We start from the raw sequence: 25,139 nt of genomic DNA on the forward strand, positions 1-25,139 counted from the left end.
GCGGAGGAACAAGAAGGGAACATTGGCGCATAAGCGCGGTTCTCCGGTCCATTTCGGAACGAAATGAATCGGACCCCGTTGCTTCTCTCAAGAACAAGGGAAGAACGTGCTATGTTGCTCCTTGCCGCCCTCGCTTTCACTGCCGTTCTTGGCCTGGCCATGCTTTGCATCGGCGAGACGCTCGCCGCCGCCCAGCCCAAGATCCTCGCCGCGCTGCGTGGCCATTCTCTGCTGTCCGAGCCGGTTCTTGCGACTCGTCCCGTCACCGTCCGGATGGTGTCGCGCCGGGTCAGCCGCCCGTTGTCGGCCCGCCCTCAGCTGCGCGCCGCTGCCTGACCTTGGCATAGCTGATCAGCCCCAGGGGAATGGTGGCGAGATAGATGATGCTGATGGCTGCGAGCGTGATCCACGGTTCGATCGCCAGTGACGCGCCGAGCAAGGCCACCAGCACCAGCACGAACAGACGAGTCGAACGCCGGATGCGCATGCTTGCCCAGCTGTAGGTTGGAAGCGCCGAGATCATCAGCAGAGCAACGAACAAGGTCCACGGCATGACCAGTTGCCAAGAACGGAATAGGTCGTTGCCGGTCACCAGCCAGAGGTAGATGGGCAGGAAGGACAGGCCCGCCCCCGCCGGCGCCGGAACGCCGGTGTTGAAGCCCGCCGACTTGTGCGGCTGCCAGACGGCATCGATCCGGCTGTTGAAGCGAGCGAGCCTCAGCGCGCAGCAGATGGCCAGCGCCAGCGCCGCGATCCAGAGGCCATTGGTCACGGTCTTGCTCAGCGACTGCCCGCCAGTCACGAAGAGGAAGAGGATAAGCGCAGGCACGGTCCCGAAGCTGATGTTGTCCGCGAGGCTGTCCAGCTCCGCGCCGAACCGGCTCTGCGCCTTGAGAAGGCGCGCGATACGCCCGTCGAAGCCGTCGAGGACTCCGGCGGTCACGACCATGGCGATGGCCTTGTCCCACTCTCCTGCTACGGCGAACCGCACGGCGGTGAGGCCGAGACAAAGCGCAAGCGCAGTGATGGCATTCGGCAGGACCGCCCGGAGCGGCAGTCCGGAGGGTGCCACCGCTCCCGCCTGCGCTCGGGCAGATTCGCTCACTGGCTGGTTCCGTTGAGCAGCGGATCGGTGCCGAGTTCGGCAATGATCGTCTCGCCGGCGATCGCCCGCTGGCCGAGCAGCAGACGCGAGCCGGTGCCGGCGGGAAGAAAGACATCGACCCGGCTGCCGAAGCGGATGAGGCCGATCCGCTCGCCGTTGCTGACCCGCTGCCCTTCGCGCACGAAGCTCATGATGCGCCGCGCGACCAGGCCGGCGATCTGAGTGAAGCCGATCTTCACGCCATTGTCGCCCTCGACCACGAAATGCTGCCGCTCATTATCCTCGCTAGCCTTGTCGAGATCGGCGTTGAGGAACTTGCCGGGAATGTAGGCGATGCGGCGGATCACCCCGGCGATCGGGGTGCGATTGATGTGCACGTCGAACACGCTCATGAAGATGGACACGCGGGTGAACTCGCCCTCTCCCAGCTCCGAACGCAGTTCCGGCGGCGCGGGCACGCGGGCGATCATCGTCACCAGCCCGTCGGCCGGCGAGACGATCAGCTTGGGATCGGATGGAGTTGTCCGGATCGGATCGCGGAAGAAGGCCGCGACCCAAACGGTCACACCGACCATCAGCCAGCCGAGAAGCTCGGCGAACTCGGAATCGAGGACCAGCAGGAAAAGGGCAATCGCACCGGCGATGACGGTGAACTTGCGCCCTTCCGGGTGAACCGAGGGAAAGCGCCACTTGACCGCGGTCAGCTGGCTGTCGGGATTTTCGATATGCGCCATGTCATAGGCCCTTAACGAAGCCGCGCGCGTGTTGCCAGAGCGCGGGCGCGAGGCTGCAGCCGCGTTGCCAGAGCGCCGGCCAGCCGCTACCTGCGCGGCCGAACATTCCAAGCAGGCAGGCACATGACCAAGATCAAGGTGAAGAACCCGGTCGTCGAGCTCGACGGCGACGAGATGACCCGCATCATCTGGCAGTGGATCCGCGAACGGCTGATCCTCCCCTATCTCGACGTCGATCTGAAATATTACGACCTTTCGGTCGAGAATCGCGATGCCACTGAGGACAGGGTCACCGTCGAGGCCGCCAATGCGATCAAGCAATATGGCGTCGGCGTGAAGTGCGCGACCATCACCCCCGACGAGGCACGCGTCGAGGAATTCAAGCTCAAGAAGATGTGGAAGAGCCCGAACGGCACCATCCGCAACATTCTCGGCGGCGTTGTCTTCCGCGAGCCGATCGTGATCGCGAACGTTCCCCGCATCATTCCCGGCTGGACCGACCCGATCGTCGTCGCCCGCCACGCCTTCGGCGACCAGTATAAGGCGACCGACTTCCGCGTTCCGGGCGCTGGCAAGCTGACCATCAAGTTTACCGGCAACGACGGCCAAGTAATCGAGCATGAAGTGTTCGAGTTCGAGAGTGCCGGCGTGGCGATGGGCATGTACAATGTCGATGAGAGCATTCGAGATTTCGCCCAGGCCTGCCTCAACTACGGCCTGCAGCGCGGCTGGCCGGTCTACCTGTCGACCAAGAACACCATCCTCAAGGCCTATGACGGTCGCTTCAAGGACATCTTCCAGGAGGTCTATGAGAGCGAATTCAAGGCGAAGTTCGAGGAAGCTGGCATCGAGTATCAGCATCGCCTGATCGATGACATGGTCGCTTCCGCCCTCAAGTGGAGCGGCAAGTTCGTCTGGGCCTGCAAGAATTACGACGGCGACGTGCAGTCGGATCAGGTGGCGCAAGGCTTCGGCTCGCTCGGCCTGATGACCAGCGTGCTGATGACCCCGGACGGCAAGACGGTCGAGGCCGAGGCGGCGCACGGCACCGTCACGCGCCACTATCGCATGCACCAGCAGGGCAAGGCGACCTCGACCAACCCGATCGCCAGCATCTTCGCCTGGACCGGCGGCCTCAAGTTCCGCGGTCGGATCGACGAAACTCCGGACGTCGTCGCCTTCGCCGAGACACTCGAGCGCGTCTGCGTCGACACCGTCGAGAGCGGCAAGATGACCAAGGACCTCGCCATCCTGGTCGGCCCCGACCAGCCCTGGATGACGACCGAGCGCTTCTTCGAGGCGGTTGTCGAGAATCTCGAAGCGGCAATGACCAAGCAGACCGCCGCGGCCTGAGAACTGGCTCCGGCGCAAGCCGGAGCCATTTTCGCGGCATGCGCCAGGCCTCCACCACCCTCACCGTCACGGCGCCGGCCCAGGGCTTGCACCTGATCACGCGCGACGTGACGGCCTGGGTGGCGGCGCAGGGCATGGCGGAGGGATTGCTCAGCCTCTTCATCCGCCATACCTCGGCGTCGCTCCTCATCCAGGAGAATGCCGCGCCTGCCGCAAGGCGCGATCTCGAGCGCTGGCTGGCGCGGATCGCGCCGGAATCGAGCGCCTATGAACATGACGACGAAGGGCCGGACGATATGCCGGCCCATCTCCGTTCGGTCCTGACGGCCACCTCGCTGACCGTTCCGCTGATCGATGGCCGCCTCGCCCTCGGGACCTGGCAGGGCATCTATCTTTGCGAACATCGCCGCCATCCCAGCCCGCGCGACATCGTGCTTCACCTGGTCGGCGAATGAGCCTCGAAAGCGTCAGGGCCTGGGTGGCCGAGCATGCGCCGGAACTGCGCCTGATCGAAGCTCATGGAAGCACCGCGACCGTCGCCGATGCGGCCGAGACGCTCGGCGTGGAGCCGGGCCGGATTGCCAAGACCATTGCGCTCAGGGTCGGCGAGCGCGTCCTGCTCCTCGTCACCCGCGGCGATGCACGCCTCGACAACCTCAAGTGCAAGGCGGCATTCGGCGGTCGCATCCGCATGCTCGACCCCGACCAGACCCTCGCCGCCACCGGTCACGTCGTCGGCGGTGTCTGTCCCTTCGGCCTCGCCACGCCCCTGCCCGTCCATGCCGACGTCAGTCTCAAGGCGTTCGCCACCGTCTTCCCCGCCGCCGGCAGCCGCAACGCTTCGCTGGAGATCACGCCAGAGCGGTTGGCCGAGCTGACGAGCGCCGAGTGGGTCGACTGCTCCACCCTTCCGGGTTGATCAGCGCAATATTCCTCGCGCCAGCACCTGCTGGATCGCGGCCAGGTTGCTGCCCCGCCCGATCTTGATCTCCAGGGGCTGCGTGCTGCCCGCCAGCCAGAAGACCATGTCGGCTTCCAGGTCGAAGGTTCCTGCCGTCTCAAGGCTGAAGCGGGTGATCGAGCGATAGGGGATGGACTGGATCGCGACCTTCTTGCCGACCCAGCCCTGGATGTTGACGAGGCAGAGCCGGCGGTCGGTCAGGAAGGCGATGTCGCGCAACGTCTTGAACGCGATCAGCACGTCCTCGCCGTCGAGCAGCAGCGCCTGGTAGCGACGGGCGACCTCCTGCGTGTCGATCTCGGTCGCCGAAAATAGGCCCATCAGGCGAGCCGCTCGCTGACAACCGCGCCGCCGCGGGTGAGGCGCACGGCCTTCACGATCTCGTCCTCGTCGGCAAGAAGCGGGCGACCCGCGTCCTTGTCCCAGAAGGCGCTCAGGAAGTTGAACAGGTTGCGGGCGTAGAGCGCGCTCGAATCCGCCGGCAGCGAGCGAGCAAGGTTGCTCGCGCCGATGATGGTGACGCCATGGCGCTCGACCGTCTCGCCCGCGACACAGCCCTCGACGTTGCCGCCGGCTGCCGCGGCCAGATCGACGACGACACTGCCCACCCGCATGCTGGCAAGCTGCGCGTCCGAGATCAGCCGTGGCGCCGGCTTGCCTGGGATCAGCGCCGTCGTGATGACGATGTCCTGCTTGGCGAGGTGGCTCGACACCAGTTCGGCCTGCGCCTGCCGGTATTCCTCGGAGGTCTCGCCGGCATAGCCGCCCTGCCCCTCTCCTTCGATGCCCGCCACGCCCTCGACGAAGATGGCCTTGGCGCCGAGGCTCTGGATCTGCTCGCGGGTGGCGGAACGGACATCGGTGGCGCTGACCTGCGCGCCAAGGCGCCGGGCAGTCGCGATCGCCTGAAGCCCGGCGACGCCGACGCCCATGACGAAGACGCGGGCCGGGCTGACGGTCCCCGCTGCCGTCATCATCATCGGAAAGGCCCGGCCATAAGCGGCCGCCGCGTCGATCACCGCCTTGTAGCCGGCGAGGTTGGACTGTGAGCTCAGCACGTCCATCGACTGGGCGCGGGTGATGCGCGGCATCCACTCCATCGCCAGCGCTTCGATGCCGGCCGAGGCATAGCCCTGCACCGCCTCGCGGCGCGCGAACGGATCGAGGATGCCGACCAGCAGCGCACCGGGCGCTGCACTCGGAAGGTCCGCCGCCTCCGGGGCGCTTACCGTCAATATCAGCTCGGCGTCCTGCAGCACGTCGGCCCTGCTGCCCACATTGGCGCCGCTGGTCGCAAATTCCTCGTCCGCGATGCCGGCGCTACGCCCGGCACCTTGCTCGACCGCCACTTGTGCCCCGAGACCGGTGAGCTTCTTCACCGTCTCCGGAATGGCCGCGACCCGGGTCTCCCCAGGAGCCGTCTCGGCGAGGACCGCGATCTTCAAGGCGTCAGTTCGCGATGATGATCATGACGAGGAAGCCGAGGATAAGCGCGATCACCGCACCCCACTTCAGCATCGCGATCAGCAGGCTGTAATCCTTAACTGCCTTGCGATAATCGACGGGCGACGTGTCGTTGGTGGTCGGATCGGCGGCCATGGTCTCTCCTCGAGGGCAAATTGTTTGTTGTTGTTGACGCGGTCATAGCGAAGCCTGAGCCCGCTCCCAACCCCCCGGCCCCACTCACCGTTTCTTTACCGCTCTTCGGATAGTCTGCGGCGCAAGGGAGACTGGCAAATTGCGCGCTGATACCATCCGATTCCTGCTGCTGGTCGATGCCGACCCGGTGGATCGCCGGCTCGTTGCAGCCACGGCTTCGCGCGCCGGCTGGAACACCCTCGGCGCGCCCAGCGCCTCCGAAGCCTGCGAGCTGCTCGGCGGCCCCAATGGGCACGAGATTCGCGCGGTCCTGGTCGGCAAGTGGGACCCCGTCACCGGTCCTGCCCTCGTTCGATCACTGCGGGCCGATCGCCCAGGCCTTCCGATCATCGTCCTCGCCGAAGGTGGCTCGGTCGGCCAGGCCGTGGAAGCGATGCGCGCAGGCGCGTCCGACTTCCTCGTCCGCCCGGTCGCGGCCGACCGTCTGGTCGAGGCCCTTGCCGTCAACGCCGATCGCCGCCGCGCCGCGGGCGAGCTTGCCCCTCTTTCGGAGAAGATGGCGCCAAGCCTCAGCCTCGACGAACTGGTCGGTGCCGCGCCCGACTTCCGCGCCGCTCTCGCGGTCGCCGCCAAGGCTGCCCGAAGCCGGCTTGCACTGCTGATCGTCGGAGAGGCCGGCGCCGGCAAGGAGACCATCGCCCGCGCCATCCACGAAGCGTCCCCCCGTGCACGAGGTCCATTCCTCACCATCGATTGTCGTGCCGTTCCGGCGAATATCGTGGACAGCGAGTTGTTCGGCCACGTCGCGGGAGCCTTCCCGGGCGCATTCGCCGAACGGATCGGGAAACTGGTCGAGGCCGATGGCGGGACCCTCCTGCTCGACGAGGTGGCGAGCCTGCCGCTGTCGACACAGAAGCTCCTCGACCGCGTCCTTGCCACGGGCGAAGTGCGGCCGGTGGGCTGCAACGGGTCGAACAGCGTCGACGTCCGCCTCATCGCCACTTCGAGCAAGCCGCTTGCCGATGATTTCGACCCCGGCCTTGCCGAGCGCCTGTCGGGAACGATCGTCCCGGTTCCGGCGCTGCGCGAGCGCACCGGCGACATTCCCGCGCTCGCGCGGCATCTCCTTGCCCGCCACACCGGCCAGCCTGGCATCCGGCCACTCTCGATCGGCGAGGACGCGCTGGCGGTGCTGATGCGCTACGGCTGGCCCGGTAACGTCCGGCAGCTGTCGAACGTGCTCTTCCGCGCCGCCCTTCAGTGCCAGGGCGCGGCGCTGACCGCCGATGATTTTCCGCACATCGCTCTCCAGTCCCGCTTTTCCAATCGAATCGGCGACAATGCGGGCGAAATCGGAGCCACCGCCACCTCGGCCGCCCTTGCCGGTGCGCCGTCCATCACCCTGTGGCGCACCGACGGACACTTGCGCACCCTGGAGGAGGTAGAGGCCGACCTCATCCGCCTCGCCATCGGTCATTACCGGGGCAAGATGACCGAGGTCGCGCGCCGGCTCGGGATCGGTCGGTCCACCCTCTATCGCAAGCTCGGCGAACTCGGCATCGACACCGGCGCCTGATCGTCCCACATGGCGGTCGTGAAGACCGTCTTCCTCCTCGTCCTCTTGCTCGCCGCCTGCAAGCGACCGGAGCCCGCCCCCGAGACGGCGGAGGGCGCCTGTCGCTCCCTCCTGTTCGAAGGGCAGCGCTTCACCGTCTGCCGCGATGCCAGCGCCCGACTGGAGCTCCACAGCGAGGGGCGCGATGGACGCCCCTACCGCAGCTTCACGGCGCTCGAGGCCGTGCTTGGCGAGCGGTCGGAGAAGCTCCGCTTCGCGATGAATGGCGGCATGTTCGACGATCACGGCCGCCCGATCGGGCTCGCTATCGCCGAAGGACGCGAGCTGCGCGCCGTCAACCGCCGGGAAAAGGGTGGCGGCAACTTCCACCTCCAGCCCAACGGCATTTTCCTCGTCCGGCAGGACGGCCGCGCCGAGGTGGTGACCACGTCGGCATTTCAGCCCGCTTCCGACATCCGACTAGCGACGCAGAGCGGTCCGATGCTGGTGATCGACGGGGCAGTCAATTCGCGCTTCGCTGCCGATGGCACCTCGCGCTATGTCCGGAACGGGATCGGCGTCGACGGCGACGGCGTGCCGGTCTTCGCGATCAGCGATTCGCCGGTCAGCTTCGGCCGCTTCGCGCGGCTGTTTCGCGACGAGCTGCGCTGCAACGATGCCCTTTATCTGGACGGTTCGGTGTCGAGCCTGTGGGATCCTGCCAACGGCCGCATGGACGGCTTTACCGCCATCGGCCCGATGATCGCCGCCTTCGCGTCCTAAAGCCTCGGCGTCAGCGCCTGGTCGCGGAGGCCGCGCCAGACCCGCAGGCTCTGGACGGTCTCGTAGACGTCATGGGCGCGGATGAGATGCGCGCCCTGCTCCACTGCCTTCAGCGCCAGCGCCAGGCTCCCGCCGAGCCGGCGGTCGGCCGGCGCCTCATTATGCAGCGCGCCGATGGTGCGCTTGCGGCTGGCACCGACGAGCAACGGGCAGCCAAGGCCGTGGAAGGCTGCGAGGCCGTTCATCAGTTCGAGATTGTGAGCGACGTTCTTGCCGAATCCGATGCCCGGATCGACGATGATCTTTTCGCGTGCGATGCCCGCATCGAGCGCGGCCTGGATCCGGTCCTCCAGCCAGAGATAGACTTCGACCAGCGCGCTGCGCGGATAGCTCGGGGCCTCCTGCATGGTCTCGGGCGTACCCTGATGATGCATGAGGACGACCGGGGCACCTGAGCGTGCCACCACCTCGCCCGAGCGCGGATCGTAGGTGAGCGCCGAGACATCGTTGACGAGCGTGGCACCGGCGCCGAGCGCAGCCTCCATCACGGCTGCCTTGCGGGTATCGATCGACACCGCCGCCCCACTTGCCGCGAGCGCGGTCACCAGCGGCAGCACGCGTTCGATCTCGTCGCCCTCCCAGACGGTCTTCGCTCCGGGGCGCGTGCTTTCTCCACCGACGTCGAGGATGGCGGCACCGGCTTCCGCGGCGGCAAAGCCCTGCTCGGGGCCCGAACTTACACCGCCGTCCGAGAAGCTGTCGGGCGTGGCGTTGAGTATGGCCATGAGCTGCGGCTGATCGAGACGGATGGTGCGCGAGCCGAGCTGCAGCGGCGCACGGGCCGAGGTGATCGCCTTCCAGCTTGCCGCCATTGCGTCGTCATGGAGCTGATCGGGAAGACGGCTTACCGGCACCAGTTCCGTCCGCACCGACCCGTCATGGCCGACGTGCAGGAGTTCGACGGCGGAAAACCACAACATCGTTCCGGCCAGCCGCGCGACCTCACCATCGTAGCCGAACGGCGCGTCGATGAAGCCCGTTGGCTTGAGGATGGTGCGATATGTCACGCCAGACCCGCCAGATGCTCCTGCCTGAGTGTGTCCAGCGGCACGAGGCGACCCTGCCGCTCGATGTGCCAGTAGGTCCAGCCATTGCAGCTGGGCGCCTTGTTGAGCCCTGCCCCGACCTTGTGGATGGATCCCTCATGCGGGCCGCAGTTGAGCGAACCGTCGGCGCGCACCGCCGCCTTCCACCGCCGCTTGGCGTCCGTCAACTGCGTGCCAGGCGGGACGAGACCGCTCTCGACCAGCAGCCCGAACGCGACACGCGGCTGGCTGCGCTTATCGGGCACGGTCTCCATCGCGCTCTCATCGAGCGGAAGCGTGGCGGCGATGCGGGCGGCGGCGGCCTCGAGATAGTCGGGTTCGCGCTCGATCCCGATCCAGTGGCGGCCCAGACGCTTTGCGACCGCTCCCGTCGTGCCAGTGCCGAAGAAGGGATCGAGCACCGTGTCGCCCGGCTTGGTGCACGCCAGCAGCACCCGATAGAGCAGGCTTTCCGGTTTCTGGGTCGGATGCGCCTTGTGGCCATCCCCGCCCTTCAGCCGCTCCGCGCCAGAGCAGATCGGCAGCACCCAGTCGGAGCGCATCTGCAGGTCGTCGTTGAGCGCCTTCATGGCCCGGTAGTTGAAGGTGTATTTGGCGTCGGCCGATTTGGCGCACCACAGCAGGGTTTCGTGGGCGTTGGTGAAGCGGGTGCCGCGGAAGTTCGGCATCGGATTGGCCTTGCGCCAGACGATGTCGTTCAGGATCCAATAGTCGAGGTCCTGCAGCGCGGCGCCGACGCGGAAGATGTTGTGATAGCTGCCGATCACCCAGATCGCGCCATCGTCCTTGAGGATGCGGCGGGCTTCGGTCAGCCAGGCGCGGGTGAACTTGTCGTAGGCGGCGAGGCTGTCGAACCGGTCCCAGTCATTGTCCACCGCGTCGACCCGGCCGCCCTCGGGCCGGAACAGGTCGCCGCCGAGCTGGAGATTGTAGGGCGGGTCAGCGAAAATGAGATCGACGCTCTTCGCGGGAAGCGAGCGCATCACCTCGATGCAGTCGCCGGCGATCATTCGGCCGGTCGTATCCGGCGCGGCGGTGGCCTTCTTGCGGACACGCGGAAGGGCGTCCGGAACGGGCATGACGAGGTTCATCTGGATCGTTTCCCCTGCTTATGCCGCCATGGTGAGTCGAGCATGAGTCCGGGTCAACGGCGAAAGGGTTAACGGCCCTCCAGGTCAGGCAAGAACGGAACGAGTCCGCAACGAGGCGGGCACAAGATGTTGAGTCCGCGCGAGTCGGGGGGACTCAAGCGGCTGTGGTGTGGCGCGGAGGACTCGGGCTTTCATCATTCCGCCGCGAAGGCGAAGCTCGGCTGTGCCGCGGCGGCGAGGACCTCCCGCACTAGCCCGAAGCTGCGGCGGTGGAGCGGGGTTGGCCCAAGGGCCACCAAAGCCCTGCGGTGGTCGGGGGTCGGATAACCGCGGTTGGTTTCCCAGCCGTAACCCGGATAGGTTTCGGCATGCTCCGCCATGATGCGGTCGCGGGTGACCTTGGCGATGATGGAGGCGGCGGCGATCGACCGGCATCTGGCGTCGCCGGAGACGATCGCCTTCGATGGCCGCTCCCACCTTGGACAGCGATTGCCGTCGACCAGCACGAAGCTGGGATCGAAGCCGAGCGCCTCGACCGCGCGGGCCATGGCCAGCATGCGCGCCCAGTAGATGTTGAGGGCGTCAATCTCCTCGACGCTGCAGATGCCGACTCCGCAACTCGCCTGGACCATCAGCCGGGCATAGATCGCCTCGCGCGCCTCGAGGCTCAGCTTCTTGCTGTCATCGATCCCACGCGGAAAGCGCTCGCGGTCGAGCACCACGGCGGCGGCGACGACCGGTCCAGCCAGCGGCGCGCACCCTGCCTCGTCCACTCCGGCAAGCGGAAGCGGATGCTCCTTCTCGAGCTTGAAGCAGGGCCGCGGCAGACTAGGCCTCCTGCTTCAGCCGGTTCTGGAAGCTCTTGCGCAGCTTCTGGAGCTTGGGCGGGATCACTGCCATGCAGTAAGGATTGCGCTGTCCTTCCGTCGCCCAATAGTCCTGGTGATAATCCTCGGCCGGATACCAGGTGGTGGCCGGTTCGATCGTGGTGACGATCCGCCCGCCCTGCTCATCGTTCAGCGCGACGATCTTCGCCCGCGCCTCGGCTTCCTGGCTTTCGTCGAGCGGGAAGATGGCGCTTCGATACTGGGTGCCGACATCATTGCCCTGACGGTTCAGCTGGGTCGGATCATGGGTGGCGAAGAAGATGTCGAGCAGGTCGCCATAGCTCACCACGGCGGGGTCGAAGGTGACCCGGATGGCCTCGGCATGGCCGGTATCGCCGCCGCAGACCTGCTTGTAGGTCGGATTGACCGTGTCGCCACCGATATAGCCGCTCTCGACTTCGCTGACCCCGGCGACGTCGAGGAAGACCGCTTCCGTGCACCAGAAGCAGCCGCCAGCCAGAATTGCTTGTTGTTCCGCCATCATGAACTCCATCCTTTGGCGGTCATGTAAGAGGGGGAGCAAGGCTTTGCGAGCCCATGCGCCGGTGTGACCGGGATCCGGAGACGGACAGGGTCACGAAGGTCACAAAGGTCACCGGTGGCGGGGGTTCTGCACCGGATTGGATCCGGCGCGCTGGTGGGGGCGCCCGTATCGATGAAGGCGTTCGAAATTTGCCTGGCCAGATGACCGATGCTGGCCGGGAGCTTGGGCAGGAAAAATGGGCGAACCATGAAGGTTCATTTCGAAAGTCGATGTCCTACAGGACAAGACGGCCCGTGGGATCGGCGCCGGCTTTGGGCGCGAACAGGAATAGCTGCTCGCGAGGTGCGGCGGAATCAGCCCTTGTAGCTTGCCTTGAGGCTGGCGAGTTCGAGCCGCTTGCCGACCCATTCCGCAAGTTCCTGGAAGCTCAGCTCATGGTCGAAGACGATGCCGGCGCGGCGGTCCGCGTACCAGCGCACCTCGCCCTTGATCGGACGCAGGCTTTCGACCACGACGACGACCTTCTCGCCGATGCAATAATCGTCGATCGGGCCGACCTTCATCCCGCCGAGCGAAATGTCGTGCACCTCCACCTTGTAGTAGAGCTTCTTGAGCTTGACGCTGGCCGAGCAGCCGACTTCGAGGCGGGGCGGGCGCGGCCGGAAGCCGTGGCGCGGCTTGCGACCGGCGAACAGCTCGCCGAGGTCCACATTCTGGTCGAACTTGAGGCCAATCAGCCCTTCACGGATCCAGACGATGGTCGACGGGATCGACTGGCCGTTGAATTCGACCTTCACCTCCTCGCCGACGGGCGGACAGCGGCTGCAGTCGGCCATGACGCCGCCAGCGGACATGTTGCGGATGCGGATGAGCTGCTCGCCCAGCGCGCCGGTCATCTTGGCGACGCGCAGGGTGGGAAGGACGCGTTCCTCCGAGCGCCGTTCGGGCGGACGGGGTACCGCGAGGCTCAACGACACCGTCGTCGAATCGAACGCGGCGGCGTCGACCTCTGCCGGACGACGACCGCGGCGGCGGATCAGGCTTTCAAACACGCGTTCCTGTCTCCTCGTGGCGGTGCGCCGCTGGCCTCGACGCGCAAGCGGGCCTTATGGACGAGGCAGGGTTAAGAAGCGGTTGCATGTGCCGGGCAAAGGCGTGAAGGGGTTTGTTTCATGGCCGACATGCCCCGCCTCCTGCTGATCGACGACGAGCCCGCCCTGGCCGATTACATGGCGAGCGCCGCGCGCCTGTGCGGCTACGACCCCGCCATCGCCTCCGACCAGGCGAGCTTCACCGCCGCCTATCGGGAAGCGACACCGCAGGTGGTGGTGCTGGACCTGGGCATGCCGAACACCGACGGGGTCGAATATCTGCGCTATCTTGCGGAGGAGGCGTTCGACGGGCCGGTGCTGATCGTGTCCGGCTTCGACCGACGCGTCCTCGACAGTGCCTTCCGGCTCGGCAGCGCGCTCGGGCTGAGCATGGCGGGTCCCTTGGAGAAGCCCGTGCGGCTGGAGGAACTGGAGACGATGCTCCATTCGCTCAAGCCCGGTCTCGTCCCGTGACGAGGGACGAGCGGCGGCTGCTCGACGATCTCGAGCAGGCGCTTGCCAGCGGAGCGCTTCGCCTCGCCTACCAGCCGAAGGTCAGTACGGAGACGGGGCAGCTGGTCCGCGTCGAGGCGCTGGTCCGCTGGACCCATCCGGTGCTCGGCGCCGTGCCCCCTGCCCGCTTCGTGCCGCTGGCCGAAGAACATGGGCTGATCGACGACCTCACCCAATGGGCGCTGCGGACGGCCCTTCGGCAATGGCGCGAATGGCATGCGGCCGGGCTCGATACGGCGGTCGCGGTCAACATCTCGGCGCTGAGCCTGCAGAAGCTGGATTTTCCGGACCTGGTGGAGCGGCTGTGCCGTGCCCTCGACGTGCCCACCGACCGGCTGGTGCTCGAGCTGACCGAAGGCGCGACCCAGCCGCTGATCAAGCTGATGGACACGCTGACCCGCTTCCGCATCAAGGGCGTCGGCCTTGCCATCGACGATTTCGGTACCGGCTATTCGGGGCTGATCCAGCTCAGAAAGCTGCCCTTTACCGAGATCAAGATCGACCGGCAGTTCGTCACCGGACTGCCGACCAGCCGCGACGACCAGGTGATCGTCCGTTCAGTGATCGAGCTGGCGCATGGCCTTGGGCTGCAGGTGACGGCCGAGGGGGTGGAGACGGTCGACCAGCTGACGGCACTGCGGGCGCTCGGCTGCGACCTGGTGCAGGGCTATCTCCTCGCCCACCCGCTCGATCCCGCCGAGCTGGTCGCCTGGGCGAGCCGCCACAAGCGCCGCTGGAAGCTGCTCGTCCGCCCGCCGGAGGATGCCCTGCTCCGCCAGCGGCTGGAGGCGAACGGCTAGGACCAGGGAAGGTCGTCGATGACGCCTTGCTTGACGGCCGTGTCGAGGATTTCCTGGGCGAGCGCGTCCGTCCGGCCGAACGCGGCAATGGCGGCATCGATGGTCGCGTCGGACTTGGCGAAGCACAGGCGGACGAGGCCATATTCGGGCGCCCGTTCGTAGAAGCCCGAGAGCGGGATGGTCGCCACCTTGAGCGTGCCGACGGCGAAGTCGGCAAACTGATGGTCCCTGAGCTTCATCCCGGACCGCGGAAGATCGATGCACTGGAAATAGGTCGCCTCGCTCGGAAGCAGGGCCCAGCCGTTCGCCTGCAATCCATCGGCCAGCCGTCGCTGCGCCCGGCGGAAGTCGGCGCGGGCGCTTTCCAGCCACTCGGGACGGCCGAGGCCCGTCGCCACGGCGGCCTGGAGGTTGGGCGGCGTGGCGAAGGTCAGATATTGATGCGCGCGGGCGATGGTCGTGGCCAGCGCGGCCGGCGCGGCGAGCCAGCCGATCTTCCAGCCGGTCAGCGAGAAGATCTTGCCCGCCGAGCCGATCTTGATCGTCCGTTCCGGCGCGAGCGAGGCCATGGAGGTGAAGCGGTCGGCGGTGAGCAGGACCTCTTCCCACACCTCGTCCGCGAGGATGAGCAGATCGTGGGCCCGGGCCACGGTTGCGACGGCGGCGAGCTCCTCCGCTGCGAACAGCCGGCCGGTCGGATTATGGGGGTTGTTGAGGACGAGCATGGTCGTGCGGGGCGTCACCGCGGCTTCAAGCGCTTCCTCGGTCAGGCGCCACTCGGGCGGGCGAAGCGCCACTTCCCGCACCTCGCCGCCCGACTGGCGGATCAGCGGCGCATAGGCGTCGTAGGCGGGCGCGACGATGATCGCCTCGTCGCCCTCCTCGATCGCGGCCATGATGGTCGCGGCGATCGCCTCGGTCGCGCCGCTGGTCACGACGATCTGGTCGGGCGCGAGGGAGAGGCCCTGGCGGTCGGCATAAAAGCCGCAGACCGCCTCGCGCAGGACGGGAAGGCCGCGCGAGGGCGCATATTGGTTGCTGCCCTCGCGGAGCAGGCGGGCCGCCTCGTCCAGCAGCGGCTCGGGCCAGCCGAAGTCGGGAAAGCCCTGGCCGAGGTTGATTGCGCCATGCCGGGCGGCGGCGAGGCTCATGGTTTCGAAGATGCTGGTCCCGAGCCTTTGCTCGAACAGGGGGTTCAACGGAGCACTCCTTGCGCACGAAGGCCCGCGACGGCCTCGGCGGAATAACCAAGCCCGGCGAGGATCGCTGCGCCGTCTTCGCCGCCCTGCCGCGAGGGGCGCGGTGGCGGTGCGGGCGTACGGGCGAGGCGCGGTGCCGGACCGGGCTGGACCACGCCATCGAGCGTGACGAAGGTGCCGCGGTCGCAATGGTGGGGGTGGTCCGGGGCTTCGCCGAGGGTCAGTACGGGGGCGACGCAGGCTTCGCGGCCGGCGAAGGCGTTCGTCCAGTCGTCGCGGCTGCGGGTGGCGATGACGGAGGCCACCGCCTCGCGGCCGGCGCCCATTTCGAGGCCCAGCACATCGTAGAAGGCGGCGCGGAACTGCGGTTCGATGGCGCCGACGCTGATCTCCCGCCCGTCGGCGCAGCGATAGCAGCCGTAGATGGGATCGCCACCATCGAGCAGGTTGGCGCCGCGCCGATCCTGCCACAGGCCGGCGGCGCGAAGGCCGAACATGAGGGCGCCGGTGAGCGCTGCGCCATCGGTCATGGCGGCGTCGATCACCTGTCCCTCGCCGGTCCGCTGGGCATGGAGCAGGGCCGCGACCATGCCGAACGCCAGCATCAGCCCGCCGCCGGCATAATCGGCGACGAGGTTCAATGGCGGCACCGGCGGGCGGTCGGCCTCGCCGATGCAGGAGAGCAGGCCGGTCAGCGCGAGATAGTTGATGTCGTGGCCTGCTTCCTGGGCCAGCGGGCCGTCCTGGCCCCAGCCGGTCACCCGGCCATAGACGAGGCGCGGATTGGCCTCGAGCAGCGGCTCGGGGCCGAGATCGAAGCGCTCCATCACGCCTGGGCGATACCCTTCGATCAGCCCGTCCGCCGTTCCTGCCAGGCGACGGACGATGTCTTGCGCCGGCGGCTGACGAAGGTCGAGGGCGATGCTCTCGCGGTTGCGGGTCAGCGGATCGCTGGGCACGCTGAGATTGCCCGGCCGCTCGACCCGGATCACCCGCGCGCCATGGTCGGCGAGCATCATCCCCGCGAACGGCCCGGGCCCCAGCCCGGCCATCTCGACGATCGTCAGTCCATTCAGCGCACCCGTCACTCGAGGCCCCTTTCCTTCCTGCCCTCATCGCCCCTAGGCTGCGATAAGCCAAGGAGGGATCATGCTCGACACTTCGTTCCGCACCCTGTTCGACGCCGAGCATGAGGCGTTCCGAGAGACCGTCCGGAAGGTCGTCGATACGCTCGACACCGACCGGCACGAGCGGGAGGGGATCGTCGAGCGCGAGGCGTGGCTGAAGGCGGGCGAGGCCGGCATGCTGTGCCCGACGGTGCCGGAGGAATATGGCGGGCTCGGCCTCGATTTCCGCTTCAACGCCATCGTCGCCGAGGAAGCCGCCTATGCCGGAAGCGCGGTCGGCTGGTCGCTGCAGAGCGACATCGTCGCCGACTATATCCTCGTCTATGGTTCAGAAGAGCAGAAGGCCAAGTGGCTGCCGCGGATGGTCAGCGGCGAGGCGATCACCGCCATTGCCATGACCGAGCCGGGTGCCGGCTCCGACCTGCAGGGGATGAAGACCATCGCCCGCAAGGACGGGAACGGCTGGCGATTGAGCGGCTCCAAGACCTACATCACCAACGGGCAGGCAGCCGATCTGGTCGTCGTCTGCGCGCGGACGACGGAGGAAGGCGGGGCGCGGGGCATTTCGCTGTTCCTGGTCGAAACCGGGGACGAGGGCTTCAGCCGGGGGCGCAACCTCGACAAGATTGGGCTTCATGGCAACGACACGTCCGAGCTGTTCTTCGACGAGGTCCACCTGCCCGCCGACCGGCTGCTCGGGACCGAGAACGGCGGCTTCGCCATGCTGATGCAGCAGCTGCCGCAGGAGCGGTTGAGCATCGCCATCCAGTCCCAGGCCGCGGCCCAGCGCGCCTTCGACCTGGCGGTCGAGTTCACCAAGGATCGCAAGGCGTTCGGCAAGACGGTGTTCGACTTCCAGAACACGCGATTCACCCTCGCGGAGCTGAAGACCAGGCTGCAGGTCGGCTGGGCGCATCTCGACTGGGCGATCCAGCGCCACCTGCGCCATGAGCTGACCCCGGCGGAGGCGAGCGCGGCCAAGCTGTTCCATTCGGAGCTGCAGTTCGCCGCCTGCGACGCCTCGCTCCAGCTGCATGGCGGTGCCGGCTACATGAACGAATTTCCGATCGCGCGGCTGTGGCGGGACGCGCGGGTGACCCGCATCTACGGCGGCACCAGCGAGATCATGAAGGAACTGATCGCCCGATCCATCTAGCGCCAGGTCGATCAAGGCTTGCATTCGCTCCTTGCCCGGCGGAAACCTGTTTGCACTGACATTGTTGTCAGTGAGTGTTCGTTGAAGGGGCGAAGCATTGGAGGCAGTGGCGAGCGTTGGTGGTCATGGGGTGCCGGAAGGGTGGCTCCCCGAGCCGATGGCCGTGGGCGACATCCTCATCAGGAGTGCCACGCGTCATCCGGAAGCAATCGCGCTCGACTTCATGGGGCGGACCTGGACCTATCGCCAGCTGCTGAGTGAGGTGCAGTCGGCGGCGGCGGGCTTTCAGCGGCTAGGCGTCGGGCCGGGCACCAGGGTCGGCCTCTTCCTTCCGAACACGCCCCACTATCCGGTCGCTTATTATGGTGCGCTGCTGACCGGCGCGACGGTGGTCAACTTCTCACCGCTCTATTCGCCCGAGGAAGTCGCTTTTCAGGCGCGCGACAGCGGGACCGAGGTGATGGTCTGCCTCGACCTCGCCCGGCTGTGGGCACCGATGCAGCGGCTGCTCGACGACGGGCAGCTGAAGCATCTGATCGCCGGCAGCCTGACGGACGTGCTTCCCACGATCAAGGGACTGGGTTTCCGCCTGCTCAAGCGGAGCGAGGTGCAGTCGCTTGGCAACGACCCGCGCATCATGCGGTGGCGCGACCTGGTGCGCGGCAACGGAGCGGCGGCGCCGGTCGTCGTCGACCCAAAGCAGACCGCCCTGCTGCAATATACCGGCGGTACGACGGGAACGCCCAAGGGCGCCGCCATCACCCATGCCAATCTCAGCGCCAATGCGCTGCAACTGGCTGCCATCGATCCGGGCGAAGGCAAGCGCGAGGGACGGGTGCTGGGCGCCCTGCCCCTGTTCCACATCTTCGCCAACAGCTGCGTGCTCAACCGCAGCATCCTGTCGGGCGCGACCATCTATCTGCTGGCGAAGTTCGACGCGGGCGAAGCGCTCGCCGCCATCCGCCGCGGGCGCCTGACCGACCTTGCCGGGGTGCCGGCCATGTACCAGGCGATGATCGACCATCCGGACGTGGGCAAGACGAGCTTCGCCACCGTCCAGCAATGCTTCTCCGGCGGGGCGGCGATGACCGCCGTGCTCAAGGAGCGGTACGAGGCGATGACCGGCGCGCGCGTGCTGGAAGGCTATGGCCTGACCGAGACCAGCGGAGTCGTGGCCGTGAACCCCTATGAGGGCGAGACGCGGGCGGGCACGGTCGGTCTTCCGCTGCCGGGCACCGAAATCCTCATTCGCGATCCCGAGGATGCCAATCGCTGCTGCAGCCCGGGTCAGACCGGCGAGATCCTCGTCCGCGGTCCCCAGGTGATGGTCGGCTACTGGCGCCGGGAGCAGCAGGCGCCCGATCCGCTTCCAGGCGGGTGGCTGAGCACCGGCGACCTCGGATTCATCGAGGAAGGCGGCTATCTGCGCCTCGTCGACCGATCCAAGGACATGATCAACGTCGGCGGGTTCAAGGTCTTCCCGAGCCAGGTCGAGGCCGCCCTGCTCAAGGATCCGGCGGTCAAGGAAGCCCTGGTCATCGCCATCCCCGACGACCGGGTCGGCGAACGGCCCAAGGCGTTCGTGGTCCTGAACGAAGGGTTCGAGGCCGATCCGAACGCCATCCTCAAGAAGCTCGCCATCCATGTCGGCAAGCATGAGCGGCCGGCGGCCATCGAAATCCTCGACGACCTTCCGCGCACCCTGATCGGCAAGCCCGACCGCAAGGCGCTGGCGAAACGGGAAGCGGAGAAGAGAGCGGCCTGAGGCCTACCAGGACGGCCGCTGGAGGACCATCGTCGGTCCGTGATAGTCGGCCATCTGCAATGGCTTGAAGCCGAGTCTTGCAGCAAGCCTGAAGCTTGGCTCGTTGCCTTCGCTGATGATCGCCCAGATGGGCGTGGCCGGCAAGGTTGCCTCCGCCCATTGTAGGACCGCGCTCCCCGCCTCGAAGGCCATGCCGGTCCCGTGCGTTTCGGTGGCGAAGATCCAGCCCATCTCGGGCTCGTCGCCGAACTGCGGTTCAATGTCGCGAAAGGCCGTGAACAGACCGATGTTGCCGACCAGCTTGCCGTCGGCCTTGTGCTCCACCGCGAAGCCGCCGAAGCCGTTCATCTGCCAGTTGCCGACCGCTCCGCACATCCGCCGCCAGCACTCTTCCTGCCCGATGGGCTCGGGACCGAAGTAGCGGTGGACAGCGGGTTCGCGCATGACGGCATACCAGGGTTCGAAATCCTCGCGCCGCCAACCGCGCAAACGAAGACGCCCGGTCTCCAGAGTGGGAGCCGGGCGTCCTTTGTTCATCGGTCTTGCGACCAGCTTACTTCTTGCCGAGCGACAGCCCGCCGAAGCGCTTGTTGAAGCGCGCGACCTGACCGCCGGCGTCGAGCATCTTGCCGGTACCGCCGGTCCAGGCCGGGTGCGCCGTCGGGTCGATGTCGAGGTGAAGGGTGTCGCCTTCCTTGCCCCAGGTCGAACGGGTCTGGTACTTCGTGCCATCGGTCATCTCGACCGTGATGAAGTGATAGTCGGGGTGGATCCCGTTCTTCATGAGTGCAGTCCTTGTGGCTGTGGCTGGTTCCGACCAGCCTTCAAAAAGGTGCGCGGCCACTAGCGAACGAGCGCCTGCTTTGCAAGGCGCGCCAGATCAGGACGCCGCCTGCTTGGCAATGCGTGGCCGCCAGGACGCCGGTCGGTTGACAAGGCACCGCCGGCCGGCGGACAAGGCGCGCGGGATCAGGACCCGAGGAAGCCGGTGCAACTCCGGCGCTCTGCCCGGAACGGTGAGCCACGGCCAAGGCCAAGGCGAGTCCGATCGTCGGCCTGATCCGTCGTCCGTTCGACCGTCCGGGGCCAGGCGGGAGACGTGGCAGCAGCCTCCGTGACGACTGGGTCCTTGTGTCGTCCTGAGGAGAGTTGCGCCTTGTTCCTGTCCGATCTTCCCCCTCCGCCGGTCGCGGCGGAGACCATCGTCATTACCGCTTCCCGAACACCCGAGGAGCGCGCCGACACGCCGGCGAGCGTCACCGTGCTTGATGCGGCGACAGTCGAGCGTCTGGGCGAACCCCTGCTGGCTTCGCTGCTGCGGCTGACCCCCTCGGCATCGCTGTCGAACTCCGGTCCTGCCGGGTCACAGAGCCAGCTTCGCCTGCGCGGGGCCGAGGCCAACCACAGCCTGCTGTTCATCGACGGCATCCGCGCCAACGATCCCGCCGCCGGCAACGAGCCGCGGTTCGAATTGCTGTCGGCGGAGCTGGGCGACAGGATCGAGGTCGTCCGCGGTCCGCAATCCGCCCTGTGGGGCAGCGAGGCGGTCGGCGGCGTGGTGTCGGTCACGGCCGCTCCGAAGACGGGTGCGACGGGCACGGCGGAGACCGGAAGCAACGGCTTCTACCGGGCTGGCGCTTCGGCTGGCCTGTCGGAAGGTGCGCTGAGCCTCGGCCTTGCCGCCGGGCTGCAGGGTGCGCGCGGCATCAACGCCTTCGCCGGTGGCTCGGGCGACCGCGACGGCTATCGCAATGCAACGCTTCGCGGCCGGCTCGACTGGAAACTCGGAGCCGTCACGCTGAGCGCCGGCGGCTTCGCCATCCGCGCCCGGTCCGACTTTGACGGGCTCGATCCCGATTTCTTCGTGCGCGCCGATACCGAGGACCAGAGCCGCAATCGCCTGGCGGCGGCGCGGGTCGGGGCTCGCTTCGAGGAGGGCGGCTGGAGCGGTGCGGTGGGTGTTTCCCACCTCAGCTCGCGCAACCGCAACCTGCTCGCGGACGCCGAACTGAACCGCACGGCGGGCGAGCGCGACACCCTGTCCGGCGAACTTTCGCGCCGGTTCGATGCGGGCGGAATCGCGCACCGCGTGACGCTGGCTGGCGAGCGGACGGTGGAGCGGTTCACGGCGTCGGACGTCGTTTACGGCGGATTGACCGACCAGAAGCGCCGCCGCACACAGTCGGCACTCAGCGGTGAATATCGCGCAGAGGCAGGCCCGCTGGTCGCCACCCTCGCCCTCCGCCACGACCGCTTCAGCGACTTCGCCGACGCCACGACCTTCCGGGCGGGTGCGCTGGCGCGACTCGGAGGCGGGGTCGAACTGGCGGGCAGCTGGGGCGAAGGCATTGCCCAGCCGAGCTTCTTCGATCTTTACGGCTTCTTCCCCGGAAGCTTCGTCGGCAATCCCGAACTCAAGCCGGAACGCAGCCGAGGCGGCGAAGTCTCGCTCCGCTATGCAGGTGGCCCGTGGCGCGCCGCCGCGACCTGGTACCGCCAGCGCCTCACCAGCGAGATCGTCGAGCGCTTCGACAATGCGACCTTCCTGTCGACGGTCGCCAACGCCGACGGACGAAGCCGCCGCGAGGGGCTCGAGCTGGAGGCGGGCTGGTCGCCGGGTGACTGGCTTGCGCTTGCGGCCAATGCTTCATTCGCCAGCGCAAGCGAGCCGGCGGGCCGGGAGCTTCGCCGTCCCCGCCGCAGTGGCGCGGTCACCGCGGATGGACGGCTCGGCCGGCTGAACTATGGCGCCGCGCTCGGCTACACCGGCGCGCGGCTCGACCGCGACTTCGACCTGTTTCCCGCTCCGCTGGTGCGCCTCGAGCCCTATTGGCTCGCCAGTGCGCGGCTGGGCTATGCGCTGGGCGAGAAGGTCGAAGCGTTCGTGCGCGTGGCCAACGCCTTCGACGCCCGCGCGGTGGACGTGGTCGGCTATCGCACCGAGGGAAGGACCGCTTATGTCGGCATCCGGATTGGTGCTCGCCGCTGAGGCGGCGGTCAGGGTCGCCTCGCTCAACCTGTGCACGGACGAGCAGCTCCTGCTGCTCGCCCAGCCGGGCGAGATCGTGTCGGTCAGCCACCTGTCGCAGGAGCCGCGCGAGACGGCGCTGTGGCGGCAGGCGCGCCGTTACCCCGTCAATGACGGGAGCCTGGAAAGCGTCATGCGGCATCGGCCGACGCTGATCCTGTCGATGGGCGGGAGTGGCCGGGCGCGGGCGGCGCTGGCGGAGAGGCTGGGAGTCCGGCTGCTCGACCTGCCCTATCCGCAGAGCCCGGGCGAGGTGGTGATGCAGGCGCGCCAGGTGGCAGCGGCGCTCGGGCGGCCGCAAGCGGCCGAGCCGTTCGCCCGCAAGCTTGCCGCGCTGGAGAGGCGGCGGCCGGCACTGGAGCAGGGTGCCTTCCTTTCCGGAGGTGGGCTCAGCCTCTCTCCGGAGGGTCTCGGTGGCGAGTGGCTGCGGCTGGCGGGCTTTGCCCAGCCGCGCCTGGCGGGCGGCCGGCTGAGCCTCGAACAACTGGCAACGAACCCGCCCAAGTGGCTCATCAGAAGCGATTATCGGAGCGATCAGGCGAGCCGCGGATCGGCATGGCTACGGCATCCACTCGTGACGAGGCTGGCCGGGCGCACCCTGGCGACCGACGGGCGGCCGTGGACTTGCGGCGGCCTGCCGATGCTTGACGAGGTGGCGCGGCTGCGGGGCCTTCGCCGCCGATGAACCGGCGCGTGCTCCTTCTCCTGCTGATGGTTGCACCCCTGCTTGCCGCGGGCGGTCTGCTGATCCCGCTTGCTCCGCTCCGGGGCCCTCCGGAGCTGGCACAGCTGGTGCTGATCGAGCTGCGGCTGCCGCGGCTGCTGCTCGCGCTGGGCTATGGCGCGGCCCTCGGCATGACGGGCGCAGCGCTTCAGGCGCTTTTCGCCAATCCCCTCGCCTCGCCTGATCTCACCGGTGCAAGCAGCGGGGCGGCGCTGGGCGCGGTGATCGGGTCGAGCTTCCTCGGCCTGGTCACGCCGCTGGCGATGGGGGTGAGCGGTGCTGCCGGAGCGGGCGCCGCGCTCTTGTTGCTGTTCGCGCTGGCGGGCCGGCGTTCCGACACGCCGACCCTGCTGCTGGCCGGCATCGCCATCAGCCTCGCGGCCGGGGCGGCGACCAGCCTGGCGCTCGCCCTCGCGCCTTCGCCCTTCGCATTCTACGAAGCCTTCGACTGGCTGATGGGGAGCCTCGTCGATCGCAGCCTCGGCCAGGCCGCCGCCGCCCTGCTTCCAGCCGGCATCGCCATGGCCTTCCTTGCGCGCCGGGCCCGCGCTCTCGACGCGCTGGCGCTTGGCGAGGATGTCGCATCGTCACTCGGCCAGAGCCCGCGCCGCCTTCGGCGCGAGGTGGTGCTGCTGTCGAGCATCGCCATCGGCGCCTGCGTGGCAGTGTGCGGCGCGGTCGGCTTCGTCGGGCTGGTCGCTCCCGTGCTGGCCCGGAGCTGGACCCGCGGTCACCCGGGGCGTGCGCTGCTTCCCGCGGCGTTGCTCGGCGCCATCCTGCTGACCGGTGCGGACCTGCTCACCCGGCTCGCCCCGCTCGGTCGCACCATTCCGCTCGGAGTGGTCACTGCCGCGCTCGGGACGCCCCTGTTCCTGGCGCTGCTGCTGCGGATGCGGTGGAGGCTGACGCCATGACGGCAGTGCTAAGCGCCCGCGTCGCCTTGCCGCCGCGCCTCGGGGACGTGGCGATCCAAGCCCGCGCCGGCGAGCGCATCGCGATCATCGGCCCGAATGGGGGTGGCAAGACCAGCCTGTTGCGCGCGTTGGCGGGTGTCGAGGGAAGCGGCGAAATCGTCATCGACGGCGCAAGCCTTGCGACGCTTGCGCCTGCCCGGCGACGGCAGCTGCTCGCCTTCCTCCCCGCCAGCCGCGATGTCATCTGGCCGATCCCGGTTCGCGACGTGATCGCTCTTGGGCTTGACCGGCCGGACCCTGGGCGGGTGCAAGAATTGCTCGAGGCACTCGATCTGCTTGCCCTTGCCGAACGTCCGGTCGACAGCCTTTCGACCGGAGAGCGGGCGCGGGCGCTGCTCGGGCGGGCGCTGGCGCCGTCGCCGCGCATTTTGTTGTTGGACGAGCCCTTGTCCAATCTCGATCCCGCCTGGGCGTTACGGATCCTGGAGCGCCTCGATGAGGCTGCCGCCGGCGGCGCGGCTGTGCTGGTTGCGCTTCACGATCTCGCGCTGGTCTCCCGGTTCGACCGGGTGCTGCTGATCGACAAGGGTAAAGTGCACGCCGACGCGGCTCCGGGCGATCTGCTCGCCTCGGACGCTTTCGCACGATCGTTCGGGATCGAAGCCGACGGCGCCGGCTGGAAACTCAGGCCTTCGGCGGATCCGCGATCATCGCGGTGAAATTGGCTTCGGCGGCAAGCTTGCCGTCGACGAAGGCCTGGCCGGCAAACTTGCAGACGCTGCTGCGCTTCTGGACGAAGCTGACCTTGAGCTCGAGCAGGCAGCCGGGCTCGACCGGGGCGCGGAACTTCGCGCCTTCGATGGCCATGAAATAGACGAGCTTGCCGGAGCCGGCGAGGCCGAGGCTCTCGACCGCGAGCACGCCGGCGGCCTGCGCCAGCGCCTCGACGATGAGGACGCCTGGCATGATCGGGCGGCCGGGGAAATGGCCCTGGAAGAATTGCTCGTTGATCGTCACCGCCTTGATCGCGGTGATCGACTGGTCGGGGACGAGTTCGGCGACCCGATCGACCAGCAGCATCGGATAGCGATGGGGCAGCGCCGCCATCACCGCGCGGATGTCGCGCGGGGTGGACGAGCCGACGGTGCTGCCCCCTTCGCTCAT

The 25,139-nt window shown here is 67.8% G+C and carries 29 protein-coding genes and 1 riboswitch; of the genes, 14 read left to right on the forward strand and 15 right to left on the reverse strand.

Going from position 1 to position 25,139, the window contains the following annotated elements; translation table 11 throughout:
* Positions 1-111: 111 nt before the first annotated feature.
* Positions 112-336, forward strand: a complete 225-nt coding sequence (locus tag JOY29_RS02470) for a hypothetical protein (protein WP_300974622.1) — start codon at positions 112-114, stop codon at positions 334-336.
* Here the strand turns inward: JOY29_RS02470 and JOY29_RS02475 are convergent.
* Complete coding sequence (locus JOY29_RS02475) at positions 290-1,105, reverse strand: CDP-alcohol phosphatidyltransferase family protein (RefSeq protein ID WP_300974623.1); 816 nt, start codon at positions 1,103-1,105, stop codon at positions 290-292. The genes JOY29_RS02470 and JOY29_RS02475 overlap by 47 nt on opposite strands.
* On the reverse strand, positions 1,102-1,839 hold the full coding sequence (locus JOY29_RS02480; protein WP_300974624.1) for a phosphatidylserine decarboxylase: 738 nt from the start codon (positions 1,837-1,839) through the stop codon (positions 1,102-1,104). The genes JOY29_RS02475 and JOY29_RS02480 overlap by 4 nt, the downstream gene beginning before the upstream one ends.
* A gap of 123 nt (positions 1,840-1,962) precedes the next feature.
* Here JOY29_RS02480 and JOY29_RS02485 point away from each other — a divergent pair, with 123 nt between their 5' ends.
* From JOY29_RS02485 to JOY29_RS02495, 3 genes are read left to right on the forward strand one after another with little or no spacing between them, the layout of a single operon-like run.
* Positions 1,963-3,192 carry an NADP-dependent isocitrate dehydrogenase gene (locus tag JOY29_RS02485; RefSeq protein ID WP_300974625.1) on the forward strand — a complete coding sequence of 410 codons (1,230 nt, stop codon included), beginning with the start codon at positions 1,963-1,965 and terminating at the stop codon, positions 3,190-3,192.
* Between the two features lie 38 nt (positions 3,193-3,230).
* A complete protein-coding gene (locus JOY29_RS02490) occupies positions 3,231-3,647 on the forward strand; it encodes a secondary thiamine-phosphate synthase enzyme YjbQ (RefSeq protein ID WP_300974626.1) in 417 nt (138 codons plus the stop codon).
* Positions 3,644-4,111, forward strand: a complete 468-nt coding sequence (locus JOY29_RS02495) for a YbaK/EbsC family protein (protein ID WP_300974627.1) — start codon at positions 3,644-3,646, stop codon at positions 4,109-4,111. Before JOY29_RS02490 ends, JOY29_RS02495 begins: the two co-directional genes overlap by 4 nt.
* Here the strand turns inward: JOY29_RS02495 and JOY29_RS02500 are convergent, their stop codons facing one another.
* The 3 genes from JOY29_RS02500 to JOY29_RS02510 are packed head-to-tail and all read right to left on the reverse strand — an operon-like array spanning position 4,112 to position 5,752.
* The gene (locus tag JOY29_RS02500) at positions 4,112-4,474 is read right to left on the reverse strand and encodes a PH domain-containing protein (protein WP_300974628.1); all 363 of its coding nucleotides are present in this window, start codon (positions 4,472-4,474) and stop codon (positions 4,112-4,114) included. It abuts the gene before it with no gap.
* On the reverse strand, positions 4,474-5,598 hold the full coding sequence (locus JOY29_RS02505) for a Re/Si-specific NAD(P)(+) transhydrogenase subunit alpha (RefSeq protein WP_300974629.1): 1,125 nt from the start codon (positions 5,596-5,598) through the stop codon (positions 4,474-4,476). The genes JOY29_RS02500 and JOY29_RS02505 overlap by 1 nt, the downstream gene beginning before the upstream one ends.
* 4 nt (positions 5,599-5,602) lie before the next feature.
* Entirely contained in the window at positions 5,603-5,752 is a 150-nt protein-coding gene (locus JOY29_RS02510; RefSeq protein ID WP_300974630.1) for a hypothetical protein, read from the reverse strand.
* Positions 5,753-5,891: 139 nt separating this feature from the next.
* On the opposite strand from JOY29_RS02510, the gene JOY29_RS02515 reads away from it, so the two are divergent.
* Positions 5,892-7,328, forward strand: a complete 1,437-nt coding sequence (locus JOY29_RS02515; RefSeq protein ID WP_300974631.1) for a sigma-54 dependent transcriptional regulator — start codon at positions 5,892-5,894, stop codon at positions 7,326-7,328.
* A gap of 9 nt (positions 7,329-7,337) precedes the next feature.
* On the forward strand, positions 7,338-8,090 hold the full coding sequence (locus JOY29_RS02520; protein WP_300974632.1) for a phosphodiester glycosidase family protein: 753 nt from the start codon (positions 7,338-7,340) through the stop codon (positions 8,088-8,090).
* Here the strand turns inward: JOY29_RS02520 and folP are convergent.
* The 5 genes from folP to JOY29_RS02545 form a co-directional block, all read right to left on the reverse strand.
* On the reverse strand, positions 8,087-9,157 hold the full coding sequence (gene folP, locus JOY29_RS02525; protein ID WP_300974633.1) for a dihydropteroate synthase: 1,071 nt from the start codon (positions 9,155-9,157) through the stop codon (positions 8,087-8,089). The genes JOY29_RS02520 and folP overlap by 4 nt on opposite strands.
* Positions 9,154-10,275 carry a site-specific DNA-methyltransferase gene (locus tag JOY29_RS02530; protein WP_300975575.1) on the reverse strand — a complete coding sequence of 374 codons (1,122 nt, stop codon included), beginning with the start codon at positions 10,273-10,275 and terminating at the stop codon, positions 9,154-9,156. Before JOY29_RS02530 ends, folP begins: the two co-directional genes overlap by 4 nt.
* Positions 10,276-10,481: 206 nt before the next feature.
* A complete protein-coding gene (locus JOY29_RS02535) occupies positions 10,482-11,114 on the reverse strand; it encodes a ribonuclease HII (protein WP_300975576.1) in 633 nt (210 codons plus the stop codon).
* A gap of 1 nt (position 11,115) precedes the next feature.
* On the reverse strand, positions 11,116-11,655 hold the full coding sequence (gene msrA / locus JOY29_RS02540; protein ID WP_300975577.1) for a peptide-methionine (S)-S-oxide reductase MsrA: 540 nt from the start codon (positions 11,653-11,655) through the stop codon (positions 11,116-11,118).
* 356 nt (positions 11,656-12,011) lie between these two features.
* Positions 12,012-12,710 carry a PilZ domain-containing protein gene (locus tag JOY29_RS02545; protein ID WP_300974634.1) on the reverse strand — a complete coding sequence of 233 codons (699 nt, stop codon included), beginning with the start codon at positions 12,708-12,710 and terminating at the stop codon, positions 12,012-12,014.
* A gap of 120 nt (positions 12,711-12,830) precedes the next feature.
* Between JOY29_RS02545 and JOY29_RS02550 the strand changes: the two genes are divergently transcribed.
* Together JOY29_RS02550 and JOY29_RS02555 are read left to right on the forward strand one after the other, a co-directional pair.
* Positions 12,831-13,223 carry a response regulator gene (locus JOY29_RS02550; protein ID WP_300974635.1) on the forward strand — a complete coding sequence of 131 codons (393 nt, stop codon included), beginning with the start codon at positions 12,831-12,833 and terminating at the stop codon, positions 13,221-13,223.
* Positions 13,220-14,062, forward strand: coding sequence for an EAL domain-containing protein (locus JOY29_RS02555; protein ID WP_300974636.1), 843 nt, complete (start codon positions 13,220-13,222; stop codon positions 14,060-14,062). The genes JOY29_RS02550 and JOY29_RS02555 overlap by 4 nt, the downstream gene beginning before the upstream one ends.
* On the opposite strand, the gene JOY29_RS02560 is transcribed toward JOY29_RS02555, so the two are convergent.
* Together JOY29_RS02560 and JOY29_RS02565 are read right to left on the reverse strand one after the other, a co-directional pair.
* Positions 14,059-15,261 (reverse strand): aminotransferase class I/II-fold pyridoxal phosphate-dependent enzyme, encoded by a 1,203-nt coding sequence (locus JOY29_RS02560; protein WP_300974637.1) that lies wholly within the window; start codon positions 15,259-15,261, stop codon positions 14,059-14,061. The two genes, JOY29_RS02555 and JOY29_RS02560, sit on opposite strands and share 4 nt — an antisense overlap.
* Positions 15,258-16,349, reverse strand: a complete 1,092-nt coding sequence (locus JOY29_RS02565; protein WP_300974638.1) for a CaiB/BaiF CoA-transferase family protein — start codon at positions 16,347-16,349, stop codon at positions 15,258-15,260. Before JOY29_RS02565 ends, JOY29_RS02560 begins: the two co-directional genes overlap by 4 nt.
* 61 nt (positions 16,350-16,410) lie before the next feature.
* On the opposite strand from JOY29_RS02565, the gene JOY29_RS02570 reads away from it, so the two are divergent.
* Positions 16,411-17,544 carry an acyl-CoA dehydrogenase family protein gene (locus tag JOY29_RS02570; RefSeq protein ID WP_300974639.1) on the forward strand — a complete coding sequence of 378 codons (1,134 nt, stop codon included), beginning with the start codon at positions 16,411-16,413 and terminating at the stop codon, positions 17,542-17,544.
* A gap of 157 nt (positions 17,545-17,701) precedes the next feature.
* Complete coding sequence (locus JOY29_RS02575) at positions 17,702-19,309, forward strand: AMP-binding protein (protein ID WP_300974640.1); 1,608 nt, start codon at positions 17,702-17,704, stop codon at positions 19,307-19,309.
* Between the two features lie 3 nt (positions 19,310-19,312).
* Here the strand turns inward: JOY29_RS02575 and JOY29_RS02580 are convergent, their stop codons facing one another.
* Positions 19,313-19,846, reverse strand: a complete 534-nt coding sequence (locus tag JOY29_RS02580; protein WP_300974641.1) for a GNAT family N-acetyltransferase — start codon at positions 19,844-19,846, stop codon at positions 19,313-19,315.
* Between the two features lie 16 nt (positions 19,847-19,862).
* Entirely contained in the window at positions 19,863-20,093 is a 231-nt protein-coding gene (gene rpmE, locus JOY29_RS02585; protein ID WP_300974642.1) for a 50S ribosomal protein L31, read from the reverse strand.
* A gap of 196 nt (positions 20,094-20,289) precedes the next feature.
* A riboswitch (cobalamin riboswitch) is annotated at positions 20,290-20,408 on the forward strand.
* A 57-nt stretch (positions 20,409-20,465) separates the two neighbouring features.
* Between rpmE and JOY29_RS02590 the strand changes: the two genes are divergently transcribed.
* Genes JOY29_RS02590 through JOY29_RS02605 form a run of 4 tightly spaced genes read left to right on the forward strand, consistent with a single transcriptional unit; the run spans position 20,466 to position 24,694 of the window.
* On the forward strand, positions 20,466-22,298 hold the full coding sequence (locus JOY29_RS02590; protein WP_300974643.1) for a TonB-dependent siderophore receptor: 1,833 nt from the start codon (positions 20,466-20,468) through the stop codon (positions 22,296-22,298).
* Positions 22,267-23,022, forward strand: coding sequence for an ABC transporter substrate-binding protein (locus JOY29_RS02595; RefSeq protein WP_300974644.1), 756 nt, complete (start codon positions 22,267-22,269; stop codon positions 23,020-23,022). The genes JOY29_RS02590 and JOY29_RS02595 overlap by 32 nt, the downstream gene beginning before the upstream one ends.
* Positions 23,019-23,975: an iron ABC transporter permease gene (locus JOY29_RS02600; RefSeq protein WP_300974645.1), complete on the forward strand. Its 957-nt coding sequence runs from the start codon at positions 23,019-23,021 to the stop codon at positions 23,973-23,975. The genes JOY29_RS02595 and JOY29_RS02600 overlap by 4 nt, the downstream gene beginning before the upstream one ends.
* A complete protein-coding gene (locus JOY29_RS02605) occupies positions 23,972-24,694 on the forward strand; it encodes an ABC transporter ATP-binding protein (protein ID WP_300974646.1) in 723 nt (240 codons plus the stop codon). Before JOY29_RS02600 ends, JOY29_RS02605 begins: the two co-directional genes overlap by 4 nt.
* On the opposite strand, the gene fabZ is transcribed toward JOY29_RS02605, so the two are convergent.
* Positions 24,660-25,139 (reverse strand): 3-hydroxyacyl-ACP dehydratase FabZ, encoded by a 480-nt coding sequence (fabZ, locus tag JOY29_RS02610; protein WP_300974647.1) that lies wholly within the window; start codon positions 25,137-25,139, stop codon positions 24,660-24,662. The two genes, JOY29_RS02605 and fabZ, sit on opposite strands and share 35 nt — an antisense overlap.

The organism is Sphingomonas sp. LHG3406-1, from assembly GCF_029637485.1.
GTDB lineage: Bacteria > Pseudomonadota > Alphaproteobacteria > Sphingomonadales > Sphingomonadaceae > Sphingomicrobium.

Excerpts from the sequence above, each read along its gene's own strand:
- JOY29_RS02550 (WP_300974635.1), top strand. The coding sequence starts at position 12,831 with ATGGCCGACATGCCCCGCCTCCTGCTGATCGACGACGAGCCCGCCCTG.
- rpmE (WP_300974642.1), bottom strand. The coding sequence starts at position 20,093 with ATGAAGAACGGGATCCACCCCGACTATCACTTCATCACGGTCGAGATG.
- JOY29_RS02485 (WP_300974625.1), top strand. The coding sequence starts at position 1,963 with ATGACCAAGATCAAGGTGAAGAACCCGGTCGTCGAGCTCGACGGCGAC.
- JOY29_RS02520 (WP_300974632.1), top strand. The coding sequence starts at position 7,338 with ATGGCGGTCGTGAAGACCGTCTTCCTCCTCGTCCTCTTGCTCGCCGCC.
- JOY29_RS02595 (WP_300974644.1), top strand. The coding sequence starts at position 22,267 with ATGTCGGCATCCGGATTGGTGCTCGCCGCTGAGGCGGCGGTCAGGGTC.
- JOY29_RS02495 (WP_300974627.1), top strand. The coding sequence starts at position 3,644 with ATGAGCCTCGAAAGCGTCAGGGCCTGGGTGGCCGAGCATGCGCCGGAA.
- JOY29_RS02575 (WP_300974640.1), top strand. The coding sequence starts at position 17,702 with ATGGCCGTGGGCGACATCCTCATCAGGAGTGCCACGCGTCATCCGGAA.
- JOY29_RS02530 (WP_300975575.1), bottom strand. The coding sequence starts at position 10,275 with ATGCCCGTTCCGGACGCCCTTCCGCGTGTCCGCAAGAAGGCCACCGCC.
- JOY29_RS02470 (WP_300974622.1), top strand. The coding sequence starts at position 112 with ATGTTGCTCCTTGCCGCCCTCGCTTTCACTGCCGTTCTTGGCCTGGCC.
- JOY29_RS02605 (WP_300974646.1), top strand. The coding sequence starts at position 23,972 with ATGACGGCAGTGCTAAGCGCCCGCGTCGCCTTGCCGCCGCGCCTCGGG.
- JOY29_RS02510 (WP_300974630.1), bottom strand. The coding sequence starts at position 5,752 with ATGGCCGCCGATCCGACCACCAACGACACGTCGCCCGTCGATTATCGC.
- JOY29_RS02600 (WP_300974645.1), top strand. The coding sequence starts at position 23,019 with ATGAACCGGCGCGTGCTCCTTCTCCTGCTGATGGTTGCACCCCTGCTT.
- JOY29_RS02570 (WP_300974639.1), top strand. The coding sequence starts at position 16,411 with ATGCTCGACACTTCGTTCCGCACCCTGTTCGACGCCGAGCATGAGGCG.
- JOY29_RS02490 (WP_300974626.1), top strand. The coding sequence starts at position 3,231 with ATGCGCCAGGCCTCCACCACCCTCACCGTCACGGCGCCGGCCCAGGGC.
- msrA (WP_300975577.1), bottom strand. The coding sequence starts at position 11,655 with ATGGCGGAACAACAAGCAATTCTGGCTGGCGGCTGCTTCTGGTGCACG.
- JOY29_RS02580 (WP_300974641.1), bottom strand. The coding sequence starts at position 19,846 with ATGAACAAAGGACGCCCGGCTCCCACTCTGGAGACCGGGCGTCTTCGT.
- fabZ (WP_300974647.1), bottom strand. The coding sequence starts at position 25,139 with ATGAGCGAAGGGGGCAGCACCGTCGGCTCGTCCACCCCGCGCGACATC.
- JOY29_RS02480 (WP_300974624.1), bottom strand. The coding sequence starts at position 1,839 with ATGGCGCATATCGAAAATCCCGACAGCCAGCTGACCGCGGTCAAGTGG.
- JOY29_RS02500 (WP_300974628.1), bottom strand. The coding sequence starts at position 4,474 with ATGGGCCTATTTTCGGCGACCGAGATCGACACGCAGGAGGTCGCCCGT.